The 15,639-nt window shown below is 35.9% G+C and carries 16 protein-coding genes and 1 riboswitch; of the genes, 10 read left to right on the plus strand and 6 right to left on the minus strand.

All coding sequences use genetic code 11. The features are described from left to right. Positions 1–188 (minus strand): hypothetical protein (locus tag TAGGR_RS10695; protein WP_153000493.1); only part of this gene is annotated, 188 nt, incomplete at its 3' end. Between the two features lie 142 nt (positions 189–330). Beyond that, positions 331–518: riboswitch (cobalamin riboswitch) on the plus strand. 31 nt (positions 519–549) lie between these two features. On the opposite strand from TAGGR_RS10695, the gene TAGGR_RS08020 reads away from it, so the two are divergent. Genes TAGGR_RS08020 through TAGGR_RS08060 form a run of 9 tightly spaced genes read left to right on the plus strand, consistent with a single transcriptional unit; the run spans position 550 to position 9,732 of the window. After that, positions 550–2,514: a TonB-dependent receptor plug domain-containing protein gene (locus TAGGR_RS08020; protein WP_059176842.1), complete on the plus strand. Its 1,965-nt coding sequence runs from the start codon at positions 550–552 to the stop codon at positions 2,512–2,514. Then, entirely contained in the window at positions 2,502–3,161 is a 660-nt protein-coding gene (locus TAGGR_RS08025; RefSeq protein ID WP_059176843.1) for a Dph6-related ATP pyrophosphatase, read from the plus strand. Before TAGGR_RS08020 ends, TAGGR_RS08025 begins: the two co-directional genes overlap by 13 nt. Then, complete coding sequence (cobT, locus tag TAGGR_RS08030) at positions 3,155–4,198, plus strand: nicotinate-nucleotide--dimethylbenzimidazole phosphoribosyltransferase (RefSeq protein ID WP_059176844.1); 1,044 nt, start codon at positions 3,155–3,157, stop codon at positions 4,196–4,198. The genes TAGGR_RS08025 and cobT overlap by 7 nt, the downstream gene beginning before the upstream one ends. Continuing rightward, on the plus strand, positions 4,188–4,967 hold the full coding sequence (gene cobS / locus TAGGR_RS08035) for an adenosylcobinamide-GDP ribazoletransferase (RefSeq protein ID WP_059176845.1): 780 nt from the start codon (positions 4,188–4,190) through the stop codon (positions 4,965–4,967). The genes cobT and cobS overlap by 11 nt, the downstream gene beginning before the upstream one ends. Continuing rightward, complete coding sequence (locus tag TAGGR_RS08040; protein WP_059176846.1) at positions 4,952–6,433, plus strand: cobyric acid synthase; 1,482 nt, start codon at positions 4,952–4,954, stop codon at positions 6,431–6,433. Before cobS ends, TAGGR_RS08040 begins: the two co-directional genes overlap by 16 nt. Beyond that, entirely contained in the window at positions 6,412–7,401 is a 990-nt protein-coding gene (gene cbiB / locus TAGGR_RS08045) for an adenosylcobinamide-phosphate synthase CbiB (RefSeq protein ID WP_059176847.1), read from the plus strand. The genes TAGGR_RS08040 and cbiB overlap by 22 nt, the downstream gene beginning before the upstream one ends. Then, positions 7,398–8,444 carry a threonine-phosphate decarboxylase CobD gene (cobD, locus tag TAGGR_RS08050; RefSeq protein ID WP_059176848.1) on the plus strand — a complete coding sequence of 349 codons (1,047 nt, stop codon included), beginning with the start codon at positions 7,398–7,400 and terminating at the stop codon, positions 8,442–8,444. The genes cbiB and cobD overlap by 4 nt, the downstream gene beginning before the upstream one ends. Then, positions 8,441–8,950, plus strand: a complete 510-nt coding sequence (gene cobU, locus TAGGR_RS08055) for a bifunctional adenosylcobinamide kinase/adenosylcobinamide-phosphate guanylyltransferase (protein WP_059176849.1) — start codon at positions 8,441–8,443, stop codon at positions 8,948–8,950. Before cobD ends, cobU begins: the two co-directional genes overlap by 4 nt. Next, on the plus strand, positions 8,947–9,732 hold the full coding sequence (locus TAGGR_RS08060) for an ABC transporter substrate-binding protein (RefSeq protein WP_059176850.1): 786 nt from the start codon (positions 8,947–8,949) through the stop codon (positions 9,730–9,732). The genes cobU and TAGGR_RS08060 overlap by 4 nt, the downstream gene beginning before the upstream one ends. Here TAGGR_RS08060 and uvrB read toward each other — a convergent pair. Genes uvrB through TAGGR_RS08075 form a run of 3 tightly spaced genes read right to left on the minus strand, consistent with a single transcriptional unit; the run spans position 9,729 to position 13,044 of the window. Then, positions 9,729–11,738, minus strand: a complete 2,010-nt coding sequence (gene uvrB / locus TAGGR_RS08065) for an excinuclease ABC subunit UvrB (RefSeq protein ID WP_059176851.1) — start codon at positions 11,736–11,738, stop codon at positions 9,729–9,731. The genes TAGGR_RS08060 and uvrB overlap by 4 nt on opposite strands. 10 nt (positions 11,739–11,748) lie before the next feature. Then, a complete protein-coding gene (gene hemB / locus TAGGR_RS08070; protein WP_059176852.1) occupies positions 11,749–12,720 on the minus strand; it encodes a porphobilinogen synthase in 972 nt (323 codons plus the stop codon). 3 nt (positions 12,721–12,723) lie between these two features. Next, a complete protein-coding gene (locus TAGGR_RS08075) occupies positions 12,724–13,044 on the minus strand; it encodes a HesB/IscA family protein (RefSeq protein ID WP_059176853.1) in 321 nt (106 codons plus the stop codon). Between the two features lie 90 nt (positions 13,045–13,134). Here TAGGR_RS08075 and fdhD point away from each other — a divergent pair, with 90 nt between their 5' ends. Then, a complete protein-coding gene (fdhD, locus tag TAGGR_RS08080; protein WP_059176854.1) occupies positions 13,135–13,896 on the plus strand; it encodes a formate dehydrogenase accessory sulfurtransferase FdhD in 762 nt (253 codons plus the stop codon). Here the strand turns inward: fdhD and nth are convergent. Beyond that, positions 13,893–14,525, minus strand: a complete 633-nt coding sequence (gene nth / locus TAGGR_RS08085; protein ID WP_059176855.1) for an endonuclease III — start codon at positions 14,523–14,525, stop codon at positions 13,893–13,895. The two genes, fdhD and nth, sit on opposite strands and share 4 nt — an antisense overlap. Position 14,526: 1 nt before the next feature. Continuing rightward, complete coding sequence (locus TAGGR_RS08090; RefSeq protein WP_059176856.1) at positions 14,527–15,555, minus strand: zinc-dependent alcohol dehydrogenase family protein; 1,029 nt, start codon at positions 15,553–15,555, stop codon at positions 14,527–14,529. Positions 15,556–15,639: the final 84 nt, after the last annotated feature.

Genomic DNA, 15,639 nt, shown 5'->3' on the forward strand with positions numbered 1-15,639 from the left:
GGGGTTCTTTCATATTTTTGAGCCCCTGTAAGTGCTGTTATCTCCTCTTGTAATGCTAATTCAATAAACTTTTTCTTCATTAACTTCATTCTTTGTTCAAGTTCTTCCCAGAAAGATTCATTAAAATTTCTGTTGAATTCTTTCCATAAATCTGGTAACCTTAAATTAGTTAAAGGTTTTTCTTTCATGGGTGTATTCCTCCTTTCTTTGTTTGATTTTTGGGTAATTTAATGGAGGATACACCCTCTTTTATTGCTCTGTCAATTTTACACATAAAAAATTTTACACTACCCGTGATGTCAAGGTATTTGACCATGTTTTAATAAATTTTGTATACTTTTTAGGCTGGATTAAGGGAAGAGGGGTGAGAATCCTCCGCTGCCCCGCAGCCGTGTTGGGAACGAAAGCCCCATAAGGCAGCCATGCTGCCTTAAGCCACTGGAGATAAATCTCCGGGAAGGCGGGCAAGTAGGCACTGAGCCCTAAGCCGGAAGACCTGTCCAGCTGGAAGCTCGTTGAGCTTCCAATTCCTCGAGGGAGGGATTTGTCATGATTTTCCTTTTTATCCTTTTTATTGTCTTTCTTTTTTGTCAACCAATCTTAGCAGAGGACAAACAACTTGAAGAGCTCGTTGTAACAGCCTCAAGAATTGAAGAACCAAAAAAGGATGTTACTTACTCTGTTCAGGTTATAACTCAGGAAGATATTAAAAATTCTACTGCAAAGAATGCTGGAGACCTGATTACAGAAGCGGCAATCGGTCATGTTCATAAATATCCGGGATTATCAACAAGGAGTATCGGATTAAGAGGCTTCAGGACAGACCTTTTTGATGACCTTAAAAGCAGGGTCCTTGTTCTTATAAATGGAAATCGTGCAGGAACAGTAAATCTTGCAACAATACCTGTTGATGATATAGAGAGGATTGAAATACTTAAAGGACCTGCATCAGTTCTTTACGGTTCTTCAGCAATGGGTGGTGTAATCAACATAATCACAAAGCAGGGCTCAGAAGGCATACATGGTTCAGCTGAAGGGCAAGCTGGTTCATGGCAGTTCTGGAAAACAGGAGGCGAATTAAATGGCAAAAAAGGAGATTTTGATTTTTATATTTCAGCCAGCCGTTCTGCAATTGATGATTATTCTGCAAAAAATTATGGGAAAATAGAAAACACTGGTTACAATGATGAATCTGTCTCAGCCCGTTTTGGGTACAGTTTTTTTGATAAACAACATATATCTTTTGGATTTCAGCACTGGAAAGGATGGGATATTGGCTCACCTGGAGCAAGATACTCACCGGACCCTGATGATTACAATGACATTGAAAGAAACAGATTTGATTTAGAGTATAAAACAGAAACATTGAAAGCTGGATATTATTTTAACAGGGAAAGAAATGAATATCACGAAGGAACTGCAAGAGGAAATTCAAACATTACTTTAAAAAAGACAACCACTCAGGGAGCAAGTATTCAGAAGATATTTTCAATAGATGAACACAGAATTATTATTGGAGGGCAGTGGGACAGAATAGAAGTTAAAAGCTCAACAAGCACAGGTGCTCCTTACAATCCCAACTCAGAGTATGACAGCTACGGTTTGTTTACTGAGGGAAGATTAAGTCTTTTCAATAAAAAACTACTGTTAAATGCAGGAATCCGTTATGACTATTTTGAAAATGAAATACTGCCAACAGAAGGCATTACAAATCTAAAACCGAGAAAAGAAAATCTTGACCATTTAACCATAAGAGGAGGCATTTTATACAGAATTACGGATAATTTTTCAATAAAAGCAAATGCTGGCACTGCTTTCAGAGCACCTGCACCTGATGAGCTCGCATCTGATTATGTTTCTTCATGGGGAACTCATTACATAGGAAATCCAGATTTAAAACCAGAAAAAAGTAAGTCCTATGATATGGGAGTTTCTTATGCAAAAGATTTCTTCAATGCTGAGCTTACATTTTTTCATTCTGAATTCAAGGATAAAATTCTGAGCTATTATGACAGCGTTCTTAATGCTCAGACCTTTAGAAATGTTGAAGGAGCAACTATTCAGGGTATAGAAGGAAGCCTTTCATACGATATTGGCCTGGGTATAGGGCTAAATTTTTCGCTTAAGCCTTTTATCAACTTTACCTATAATACGAGATACTCAAGTAAGGATGAGGTAGAGATCCAAAGATATGGAAAAACCCTTCAATACACACCAAAATGCACTGCTTCATTTGGAATCATGGCAGAAAAGGATAAATGGGATTTAAGGTTAATCGCAAACTACACAGGAGATGAAAAAGTTACTGATTGGAATCCTTCATCTAAAAATTATGGAAAAGTTGTTGATAAAAGCGATTTTACTGTGGTAAATCTTAAAGGCTCATACAGAGCATTAAAAAATCTTGAGCTCACACTATCTGTAGAAAACCTCTTTGACAGAGCCTATGAGTATGTTCAGTATTATCCAATGCCAAGAAGAACAATTACTGGAGGGGTTAAATGGCTATTTTAAAAGCCTTTGTTTCGTGGAGCGGAGGAAAAGACAGCTCATTAGCCTGCTACAGAGCAATGAGGAATGGTATAAAAATTTTTTGTCTTGTTAATATGCTTTCAGAACAGGGAGATTATTCCCGTTCTCATGGAATAAGTTCTGAATTAATCAAAGCTCAGGCAGAGGCAATTGGAATTCCGATTGTTCAAAGAAAAACAACATGGGAAAGCTATGAAGAGGAGTTTAAAAAAACGCTCATGGAGTTAAAAAAACAGGGTGTTGAGGCAGGAGTATTTGGAGATATTGATCTACAGGAGCACAGAGACTGGGTTGAAAGAATTTGTAGCGAGACCGGAATAAAAGCAATCCTGCCTTTATGGAATGAGGAAAGAGAGAGGCTTCTTGTGGATTTTATAAACTCTGGTTTTAAAGCCATAGTATGTGCAACAAACTCTTCTTTTCTTGGCAGTGAATGGCTTGGAAGAGAAATTGATTTTGATTTCATTAAAGATTTAAAAGCCTTAGAAAATATTGACCTATGCGGTGAAAAAGGAGAGTATCACACATTTGTTTATGATGGACCTATTTTTAAAGCACCTGTAAGATTTTTTTCGGGAAAGTGGATACAAAGAGATAGAAATCTATTTCTTGAGGTTAAGAGATGCTAAATCTTGAAATTCAACCCGTAAAAAAAGAGTTTTTTGACATTGCATGGAAAAGGCTTAATAATCTTACAAAGCCTCAGGGAAGTCTTGGAAAACTTGAAGAAATTGCAGCAAAACTTGTGGCTATTTATGAAAACCCGATGCCTGAGATAAAGAAAAAGGCTGTGCTTGTTTTTGCCTCTGATCACGGAGTTACACAAGAGGGTGTTTCTGCCTATCCAAAAGAAGTTACTGCTCAGATGGTTTTTAATTTTTTGAGAGGTGGAGCAGGAATAAATGTTTTAGCAAGACATGCAGGAGCAGAGGTAGTGGTTGTAGATGTCGGAGTTGATTATGATTTTGAGAAAGTTAATGGATTAATATCAAAAAAGGTTGTAAAAGGCACAGGAAATATCGCAAAAGGTCCAGCACTTACCCGTGGTGATGCAATGAAATGTATAGAAATTGGCATTGAAGTTGTAAAAGAGTATCACAGCAAAGGTTATAATCTGTTCGCAACGGGAGAAATGGGAATTGGCAATACAACGCCTTCTTCTGCAGTTGTGAGTGTTCTTACAAATTCGCCAGTTGAGGAAGTTACAGGAAGAGGAACAGGTATTGATGAGGAGACTTTTAAAAGAAAAGTTGAGGTAATTAAACGAGCAATTGAGATAAATAAACCAGATGCTTCCGATCCTGTTGATGTTCTTTCAAAAGTTGGAGGTCCTGAGATTGGAGCAATATCAGGAGTTGTTCTATGCTGTGCTTCATTAAGAATACCAGTTGTAGTTGATGGATTTATCTCAACAGCAGGGGCTCTAATTGCTTACTGTATAAATCCTGCGGTAAAAGACTATATTTTTGCATCACACAACTCGGTTGAAAAAGGACATAAGAGAGCACTTGATTTTATGGGACTTAAGCCCTTGTTAGATTTGAATCTCAGACTTGGTGAGGGAACTGGTGCAGCTCTTGCAATGACAATTATTGAGGCTGGTTTAAAAATTTATAGAGAGATGGCGACTTTTGATGAAGCAGGCGTGAGTAAAAGTGATAAATAGATTTCTTACAGCGGTTTCATTTTTAACTGTTATACCTTTGAAATTAAAGAAAGTCAGCGAAAAAGATATTCTGGGCTCGGTTGTATTCTTCCCTTTGGTAGGATTTTTGGAGGGAGTATTTTTTTTGGTTCTTGTGAAAGGATTGAATCCTATGTTCTCATCTGCAGTTATTGCAACTGTTTTACTTGTATTTTTGTTTTCCATAAGAGGAATTTTTCACCTTGACGGACTTTCAGATACATTTGATGCTCTCTTTTATAAAGAAACAGGAGATAGTGCAAGCGATAAACTGAGAAGACTTGAAATAATGAAGGATAGCACTGTTGGGGTAGCAGGGGTAGTGGCTGTGGTAATGAATATTATTTGTAAATTTGTTTTGTTTAAAGAGTGTATTGATATTGGGCAAGTTATGATATTTACTTTTATGTTTACATTTTCAAGGTGGTCAGTAATTCCGTTAATGTATTACAGTAGACCTGCAAAAAATACTGGGCTTGGAGCTATGTTTATTGGCAGAATTAGCAAATTAAATTTTATTTTATCTTCAGTTTTGCCTGCATTTTTGCTTTTATACTTTACATTAAAAAGTTTTATTTTTCTGCCTTTGATTGTGCTTTTTCTCCTTATCGTTATTTTTATTTTAAAAAATCTTTTTGAAAGCAAATTCAGTGGTGTAACAGGAGACAATCTTGGAGCTTCCATTGAAATAATAGAAGTTGTTTTTATTTTTTGTTTTTTACTGTTTGAAAAGCTATGGCTAAATTATTGATGATACAGGGGACATCTTCAGGTTGCGGGAAGAGCCTGATTGTTACAGCTCTATGCAGGATTGCAAAAAACAGGGGCATTAAAGTTGCACCTTTTAAAGCGCAGAATATGAGTCTGCAGAGTTTTGTTACGGAAGAAGGAGGAGAGATAGGACTTGCTCAGGCAATTCAGGCAGAGGCATCCGGGATTATCCCATCTTTTCATATGAATCCGGTTTTACTTAAACCTGCAGGTGAGCAGGGTATTCAGGTAGTTGTTCGTGGAAAGCTTTATAAGACATTGAAAGCCGATGATTTTCATAGTGAAAAGGGAAAGCTATGGGATGCTGTAAAAGAATCCCTTGATTACATGTGCAAGGAATATGAACTTTTGATTATTGAAGGTGCTGGAAGCCCTGCTGAGATAAATCTTCTTGAAAATGACATTGTAAATATGGCTGTAGCGGAATATCTTAAAGCACCTGTTATAATTGTGGGAGACATTGACAGGGGTGGAGTTTTTGCCTCACTTTATGGAACTGTAAAGCTTCTTGATAAATATGAAAGTCTAATCAAAGGTTTTATAATCAACAAATTCAGAGGTTATACTGATATTCTTTCCCCAGGAATAAAAAAACTTGAAGATATGATAAAAAAACCATGTCTTGGTGTGATTCCTTACTTAGATGAAACTGGAATATCTGATGAAGATGGAGTTTCAGTGAAGCTTTCAAACTTGTCAAACTTAAAATCAGATACAGCAGTAAAAATAGTTGTTTTAAGACTAAGACATATATCAAACTTCAGTGACTTTGATCCGTTAAGATTTGAGCCAGATGCGGAATTGATTTACTCATTGAGAAAAGAAGACCTAATTAATGCAGATATAATAATCATTCCTGGTTCAAAGAAAACTTTTGAGGATTTAAAGCTTTTAAGGGAACTGAAAATCGATGAAACGATGAAAGAACTTATAAAAAACGAAGTTGAAGTAATTGGCATATGTGGTGGATTTCAGATGCTCGGTGAAAAATTGACAGACTCTGATATGGTTGAAAGCCCTCTCAGGGAATTTGAGGGATTGGGTTTCCTACCGATTAGAACGGTTTTCTATTCCGAAAAAATAACCACTCAGGTTGAGGGTTATCTTTGTTCAGAGCCTTCAGTAAAAGTAAGAGGTTATGAAATTCATAAGGGAATAAGTTATGGAGATATGAATCTTTTTAAAATACGAAGAAAGACAACAGGTGAAACATTTGCTGATGGAGTAATCTTGCAAAATGTTTGGGGAACATACATTCATGGAGTATTTGAAAGTGACAGCTTTAGAAGATGGTTAATAAACAGACACAGAGTTAAAAGGGGATTAAATCCAGTTTATTATACTTTTTCCTGGGAGAAACTTAAAAACTCCTTTATTGATAACTTAACAGAGACCGTTGAGAGATATCTTGACATGGATAAAATATGGAAAATAGCTGGTTTATAAAGATATTTTATGTTGAAAGCTGGATAGTAGTTTTGGCTTTTTTAATTGATTTTTTGATTGGAGATCCTAAAAAATACCATCCTGTCGCAGCAATTGGTAAACTTATTGAAATAATTGAAAAATTTTTAAGAAACAGAAAACTCACAGGCAGATTTGGTGGAGTATTGCTTTTTTTCTCAGTAACAGCCCCGATTTTTTTATTTTCAGTTCTGTTTGTACATCTATTGAGTGAGCTAAGTCAATCATGGTATGGACAGTTTTTTTCATCTGTATTTGTTGCAGTAGCAGGCAGCCTCTTTATTGCCTTAAGAGGTCTTGTTAATGAAGCCAGGAAAGTAAATAGGCTTCTGGATGAAGGAAATCTTGCTCAGGCAAGAATTTCTCTGAAAGCTCTTGTTGGAAGGGATACTGAAAATCTTCCACCTGAAAAAATTAGAATTGCTGTGATTGAGAGTCTCTCAGAAAATCTCTCTGACGGGGTCATTGCTCCTTTATTTTACTTTTTAATTGGCGGTTTTCCATTTTTAGTCCTGTATAAAACTGTTAATACACTTGATTCAATGGTTGGCTATAAAAATGAAAGATACATCAAGTTTGGATGGTTTTCAGCGAAGATAGATGATGTTTTTAACTATATTCCTGCGAGAATAACAGGAATTTTCATAGTGTTAAGCTCATTTGTTCTGCTTGGTTTTTCAGCCTTTAAAAAATCTTTAAAAATTATGTTCAGAGACGGAAAGAAACATACCAGTCCAAACAGTGGAATACCTGAAGCTGCTATGGCTGGAGCACTTGGAGTAAGAATGGGAGGGCCCAACTACTATGGAGGAGTACCTGTTGAAAAACCATATATTGGAGATGATTTAAAAACTGTTAATTCAGAGCTTGTTAATTTGAGCATTAAAATTGTTATTCTTAGTAGCTTTTTATTTCTATCAACATCAATAATTCTGAGGAGCATTCTATGAAACACGGAGGTGATATTTATACTGCTTCAGAGTTTATAAAGAAGTCCCTCTACGAGATAATAGATATGAGCTCTTCTGTTAATCCTCTTCCTTTGCCTGAAAAAATAAAAAGAAAGATTATTGAAAATATTCCACTTCTTCACAAATATCCTGACACTGAAGCACGAGCTTTTAGAAAAACTCTATCTGAACTTTATAGCGTTCCTTTTGAAAATATTGTATGCGGAAATGGTTCGACAGAGCTGATTTATCTTATAGTCAGAGCATTAAAGCCTGAGTCTGTTTTAATCTTAGAGCCAACATTTACAGAATATGAAAGAGCCTGTAGAATAAATGAGATAAAGAGTGTTAAAAGAGTTTTTACAATTAATCAGGATGAAATTTTTAAAAAACTCAAGAAAGAAATTGAAAAAACAAGATTTGATATGGTTTTTATCTGCAACCCTAACAATCCAACGGGGTGGATTTTAGATAAAAGGGAAATACTTAAGCTCGCTTCTAATAATAAAAATAGCATTTTTTTAATAGATGAAGCTTTTATTGATTTTGTCCCTGATCAGAGTCTTATCAGAGAGTCAGTATCATCAAATATAGTAGTTTTGCGTTCTCTTACAAAATTTTATGGACTTGCTGGATTGAGATTCGGTTATGCTGTAGGAAAATCTGAAATTATTAAAAAAATCAAAACCTATAGATATCCCTGGAGCATAAACAGTCTTGCCCAATGGATAGCAGAAGATATAATAAGAGATGAGGATTTTAAAAATAAGAGTTTAGAATATTTCAAGAGACAGAAGGATTTTTTTGAGTACTCACTTAATGAACTTAAACTCAACTATTTCCCATCTGTAGCAAATTTCTATCTCATTGAAATACAAAAGAAAGGTATTTTTCAGTTTATGCTTGAAAAAGGAATTCTTATAAGGAACTGTTCAGATTTTTATGGACTCAATGAAAGCTTTATAAGAGTCTCTGTAAAAACCAGCACCGAGAATGAGAGATTTTTTAGAGAGTTGAAAAAGTTTTTAGGGATTTTAGAATGATTACATTTATTATCGGTGGGATAAAAAGCGGAAAAACAAGATTTGCACTTAAAGAAGGAGAAAATACAGGAAATAAGAATTTTTACTACATTGCAACTGCAAAACCCATTGATAAAGAGATGAAAGAACGCATTGAAAAACATAAAAAAGAGAGAGGCAGTCACTGGATTACCATAGAAGAGCCTGTAACTTTAGGTGAAGTTTTAATAAAAATTCCTGATAACTCTTCTGTAGTAATTGACTGTCTTACCACATGGCTTACAAATCTTATTGTTGAGGGACATGACCATCAATTTTTTGTTGATTCACTAATAGACTCTCTAAAAAAAGTTAGCCAGAGAATTAACCTATTCATCGTAGCAAATGAGGTGGGACTTGGGATAATTCCTGAAAGTGAGCTTGCAAGAAAATTTATTGATATTGCAGGAGTTGTTAATCAGAGGATCATGGATTTGTGCGATAAAGCTTACTTCATGGTTGCTGGAAGAGGTATCAGAATAAAGTGAAAAAAGCCCTCTTAATTTTTATAGTATTTTTAATTTTTCCATTATTGAGTTTTGCTCAACCTCAGAGAATTATCTCGCTTGCACCATCAGTTACAGAGGCAATTTATTATCTTGGCGCGATTGACAGGCTCGTCGGTGTATCAGATTACTGTAAATGGCCTGAACAGATCAAGACTAAACCAAAGGTTGGAGGCATGATGAATCCATCCTATGAAAAAATCTTAGCATTAAACCCAGACCTTGTAGTAATCTCAAAGGATGTCACTCCAAAGGAGGTTTACATCAGACTTACAGAGCTTGGCATGAAAGTTCATGTTTATGCTCCAGAGAGTCTCAAACATATGCCTGATGAACTAATAAAACTTGGAATCGCTATTGGCAGGGAAAGGGAGGCAAAAGATGTTGCCAGCCAATTCCGAAAAGATATAAAAAAAGTAAAAAAAGCTTTCAATGGTCAAAAAGCATTGTTTGTAGTCTGGGCTGAACCCTTAGTAGTGGCAGGGAAGTCATCTCATATAAATGAGATTATGAATCTTCTGGGATTAAGAAACATTGCGGAGTCTTCATCAATAAGTTTAGAAATAGTTATAAAATTAAATCCTGATGTAATATTTTTCGGTGCCGGTCACAAAACAGTTCCTGAAAAACTTCTTTCAAAGCTTAAAGAAACAAATGCAGTTAAAAAAGGAAACATTTACTTTATAAGCGATAAAATATACCATCTCAGTCCAAGAATAATTGAGGGTATAAGGGAGATGGCAAGTATAAAGATTAAGAACTAAGTTTTAAGTCCTAATTTTAAAATTTTTTCTTTAATTTTGAATATTTTATCTCTTATTTTTGCAGCTCTTTCAAATTCAAGATTTTCTGCTGCATGTTTCATTTCTGCTTCAAGTTTTTTTAGGGTCTCTTCACTTGGTTCATATTCTTCCACTTCTTCCTGAACAACATCAGGAGTGAAGTAATCTCTTTCATAAATTGATGATAAAATATCCTTAATTTTGCTTTTTACTGTTTCAGGAACAATGCCCATTTTTTTATTGTATTCAAGTTGAATCTTTCTACGTCTTTCAGTCTCTTCAATTGCTTTTTTCATTGACTCTGTGATTGTATCTGCATAAAGGATTACAGTGCCGTTTACATTCCTTGAGGCTCTACCAGCTGTCTGAATAAGGGAGCGTTCTGAGCGAAGAAATCCTTCTTTGTCTGCATCAAATATGGCAACAAGGGAAACCTCTGGCAGGTCAAGACCCTCTCTTAGAAGATTAACACCAATTAAAACATCAAATTTGCCAAGTCTCAGATCTCTTAAAATCTCAACTCTCTCAAGTGTGTCAATATCCGAGTGAAGATACTTCGCCTTAATTCCCAGGGTTGTATAGTAGTCAGTTAAGTCCTCAGCCATCTTTTTAGTAAGTGTTGTTACCAAAACCCTTTCGCCTCTGCTTACTCTTTTTTGTATTTCGTCAAGAAGGTCTTCCACCTGATTTGTAGCAGGACGAACCTCAATTTTTGGGTCAACAAGCCCTGTAGGTCTTATTATCTGTTCGACAACTCTGCCTTTTGATTTTTCAATTTCGTAGTCCCCTGGGGTTGCTGAAACATAGATTACGTAGTTCATTCTATGTTCGAATTCTTCAAACTTTAATGGACGATTATCAAGGGCACTTGGAAGCCTGAATCCGTAATCAACAAGTGTTTGTTTACGGGAACGGTCTCCTTCATACATTCCTCCAATCTGTGGCACTGTAACATGGCTTTCATCAATTACTGTGAGAAAATCTCCCTTTGATGGACCTGCATAGATATAATCAATTAGAGTAAATGGTGGCTCTCCAGGAAGTCTGCCACTCAGATGTCTTGAGTAGTTTTCAATTCCATGACAGTGACCAAACTGACTAAGCATTTCAAGATCAAAACGGGTTCTTCTCTCAATTCGCTCTGCAAATAGATCCTCTCCTCTCTGTTTAAAGTACTTAATTCGTTCTATAAGTTCCTCTTCGATTGTTTTTAATGCTCTCATAAGTCTTGGCTCAGGCGTTACCCAGTGGCTGTTTGGTGGAATAAGTATTCTTTGGAGTCTTTTCAAGCGTGCTCCTGTGAGAGGGTCTATCTCATAGATTGCATCAATCTCGTTGTCAAAAAATTCAACTCTGTAAGCTCTATCAAGACAGTGGGAAGCATAAATATCAACCACATCACCTCTTACACGAAAACTACCTCTTCGGAATTCATCTTCTGCTCTTGTATATAGAATTTCAACGAGTTTTCTAAGTAAAGCATCTCTTTCAGTAATCATTCCTTCTTCAATGTTTATGTGCATTGCAAGATAATCATCGGGAGAGCCGATTCCGTAAATACATGATACAGAGGCAACTACTATAACATCTCTACGAGTAAGAACAGACAGAGTTGCAGAGTGTCTCATTCTGTCAATGTCATCATTTATCAGGGCATCCTTTTCAATATAGGTGTCTGTTTCAGGAATGTATGCTTCAGGTTGATAGTAATCGTAGTAACTCACATAGTACTCAACGGCATTGTGTGGGAAAAGCTCTTTAAGCTCTCCATAAAGCTGTGCTGCAAGTGTTTTATTATGGGCAATTACAAGTGTAGGCTTGTTTATCTTTGCAATGACATTTGCAATTGTAAAGGTTTTTCCAGAGCCTGTAACACCAAGCAGAACCTGATGTTTATATCCTTTTTTAATTCCTTCAACAAGCTCTTTTATTGCCTTTGGCTGGTCTCCCTTTGGTTTAAAGGAAGTATGAAGTATAAATTTATTCATCTATGTAGATTTAGCTTTTAAGTAATTTCGCTGCCTTTTTTGCAAAGTAGGTGAGAATAAGGTCTGCTCCTGCTCTTTTTATGGAAGTGAGAATTTCCATCATGACAGCTTCTTCATTAAGCCAGCCAAGCTGGGCTGCTGCTTTTACCATTGAGTATTCTCCACTTACATTGTATGCAGCCACAGGAACATGAAAACTTTTTTTCACATCTGAAATTATATCAAGATAAGCCAGTGCAGGCTTTACCATTACAATATCAGCACCTTCTTCTATGTCAAGTGCAACTTCTCTGAGAGCTTCTCTGCGATTTGCCGGATCCATCTGATAGGAGCGTCTATCACCAAAGGCTGGAGCACTCTGTGCAGCTTCTCTAAAAGGTCCATAAAAAGCTGATGCATACTTTGCTGCATAGGACAAAATAACAACATCAGTAAATCCTTCATCATCAAGCACTTTGCGAATTTTCCCAACTCTTCCATCCATCATGTCAGAAGGTGCAACAATATCTGCACCTGCACGAGCATGTGATAATGCTTCAAGGGCAAGCACTTCTAAAGTAGAGTCGTTGTCTATTTTTCCGTTTTTTATAATTCCACAGTGACCGTGTGATGTGTATTCACATAGACATACATCGGTTATAATGACCAAATCCGGTAAAGCATCTTTTATTGCTTTTACTGCTGTCTGAACAATTCCATTTTCATCGTAGGCAGATGTTGCCTTTTCATCCTTATTTTCAGGAATTCCAAATAGAATTATGGCAGGAATGCCAAGGGAGAAAACTTCTTTAGCAGTTTTTACTGCATTGTCAACACTTTCCTGAAAACAATCTGGCATTGAAGAAATAGGATTTTTAACTCCTTTCCCTGGGACAACAAACATAGGATAAATAAAATCCTGAGGGGTGAGGGTTGTTTCCCTCACCATTTTCCTCAGGATTTCAGTTTTTCTTAATCTTCTTGGGCGATGAACTGGAAACATCGCTTATACGCCGCAACTACCTCCACAGCCTGGTCCACAGGAAGGCATTGGTCCTTTTAGAATGAATCCTTCCTGTTCCTCATCTTCATAGTAATCAAGCTCAAGTTCATTAAGAAGATCAAAGGTCTGTTTATCTATAAAGACCTTTAACCCATCTTTTTCAACAACTTCGTCTCCTTCTTGAGCATTTTCATCAATATCAAGACCAAATGAAGGGCTACAATATCCTTCTGCTGAGAAGATTCTTAAGCCCCAACCTTCTTTACCCTCCTGCTTGAGGATCATTTTTGCCTTTTCGGCTGCCTTTGAACTGATACTAAACACATCTACCTCCTAAAAAATTTTTCTAACTTCAGAATAGCAGTTTTTTAAAATAATTTGCAAGAAAAAAATTTAATTGAATAAAATAGAACTATGCAACCGCTTGAAAATAAAAAAATAGTTAGAGTTAAGCAGAATGAGGCAATAGAGCTTGATGATAGTTTGGCTGTAGAGAAAAAAATAAAAGTTTATGTAAATAATGAGGAAGTTGTCTCTCTATCTGCTTCTCCTGTTCAGATTAAAGAACTTGTTGTAGGTTTTCTTATGACCGAGGATATTTTAAAAGGAGACTGGTGTCCTGAAAAAATAACCATTGATGAAGACGGAAAGGATATTAAAGCAAGAGTTGAACTTGAAGGTCATGTTTCTTTTGAGGGAAAAACTATTACCTCAGGATGTATGAGTTCTGTGAGCTTTCTAAGCGATGTAAAAGTTACTATAAATGACAACTTGAAGATTAGCCAAAATAGTATATTCAGACTATTTAAAGAATTTCAGCAAAGATCAACTCTATATAGAACAACAGGGTGCATTCATGCAGCAGCACTGGCAGATGAAAATGAGATTTTGTATATCGCAGAAGATGTGGGTAGACACAATGCAGTGGACAAAGTAATTGGATGGGCGCTCTTAAATAGAGTGGATTTAAAAGGTAAGATAATACTTGTAAGTGGAAGAATTTCTTCAGAGATGGCATTAAAAACTGCAAAATGGAAAATTCCGATTATTGTAAGTAGAACAGCACCAACTACTCTGGCAGTTGAATTAGCTCAAAAGGCAAACTTAACTTTAATTGGTTTTTTAAGAGGAAATAGATTTAACATCTACAGTAACCCTGAAAGAATAATTCTTTAGAGTTTACTACTTGGGCAGATATCATTCAATGGACAGATTTTATGTTGTGGTGCCCTTGCTTTGCAGATTTCTCTTCCAAGCATTATCAGTAAATGAGATAGTTTTCCCCAGTATTCACGTGGTGTTATTTTCATTAAATCCTGTTCAATTTTATCAGGCTCTGTATGTTGGGTAAGACCTAAAAGCTTTGAAATCCTTTTTACATGGGTATCAACAGCCACTCCTTCATTTATTCCGAAAGCATTCCAAAGAACAATGTTTGCTGTTTTTCTTCCAACTCCTGGAAGTGTGACAAGTTCGTCCATTGTTTTTGGCACTTCTCCGTTAAATTTTTCAACTAATTTTATTGCAAGGTTTTTTATGTATTTTGCTTTGTTTTTATAAAAATTAATGCTTTTTATGTCATTTTCAAGCTCCTCAATAGGAGCATTTGCATAGTCATGTGCTGTCCTGTATTTTTTAAACAGGTTTTCAGTAACTTTGTTTACATTAACATCAGTAGTTTGAGCTGAAAGTATTGTTGCCACAAGTAAGTCAAGGGCAGTATTAAAGTTGAGTGCTGTTTTTACATTTGGATATCGTTCATCAAGTCTCCTAATTATTTCTAAGACTTTTTCTTTATTATCCATTTTATCCTCCAATTTTTAGGACTTTTGCTCCTCTTATTTTTCTTTGTTTTATGTCCTGAATGGCTTTATTTGCCTCAGAGAAAGGATATATCTCTATCTCAGGTTTTATTGGAAGTTCAGAGGCGATTTTAAGAAATTCTTCAATGTCTTTTCTTGTCACATTAGCTACTGTTTTAATTTCCTTTTCAAGCCATAAATCTCTTGGATAGTCAATATTTAAAAATTCATCTTTATCAATTTCTTCCTTTCTTATTGCGTTTATTACGAGCCTTCCTCCAGGTTTTAGATGTTTAAGCACAGTTAGAGGTGGTTTCCATACAGGAGTTGTATCAATTGCAGAGTTAAGTTTTTCAGGAGGAGTTTCATCAAAATTTCCACTCCAGCATGCACCAAGTTCAACTGCCAGTTGTCTTTCTGAAGGAGTTCTTGAAAATACGAAAACTTTTACCTGAGGATATAAAAACTTTATCATTTTTAAAACAAGATGTCCTGATGCACCAAAGCCGACAAGACCTATACTATTAGCGTTTTCAGGATGTGCAAGCTTTAAACTTCTGTAACCAATTGCACCTGCACAAAAAAGAGGAGCAGTTTCTTCAAAACTAAGATTTTCAGGTATGAGAAAAGCAAAGTCTTCATGGATTTTAAAATACTCTGCATATCCACCATGAGCATCCTTACCTGTTGCTTTGAATTCTTTACATAAATTTTCCAATCCTTTTAGACAGTACTCACACCTGCAACAGGCTGAATAAATCCATCCGGCACCAACTCTGTCACCAACTTTGAATTTTTTTGCCTCTCTTCCGACTTCTACAACTTCTCCCACTATCTGGTGCCCTGGAACTATGGGGAAAAATGAAGGAGTTGCTCTTCCTTCTATTTCATCAATTTCAGTATGACATACTCCACAGGCATGAACTCTTATAAGTATCTCCTTCTCATTAGGAACAGGATTTTCCATCTCAATTAGAGTAAGAGGATTTTGATTTTTGATTTCAGTTATTTTTTCTATGACCCATGCTTTCATTAAAAAATATTATATTACATCTGTTGGAATTTTTGACCCCTGAAGGTAAAACTTGCCTATTTTTTTGACATATAACTCTATTAA

It is taken from the genome of Thermodesulfovibrio aggregans (assembly GCF_001514535.1).
GTDB classification, from domain to species: Bacteria; Nitrospirota; Thermodesulfovibrionia; order Thermodesulfovibrionales; family Thermodesulfovibrionaceae; genus Thermodesulfovibrio; species Thermodesulfovibrio aggregans.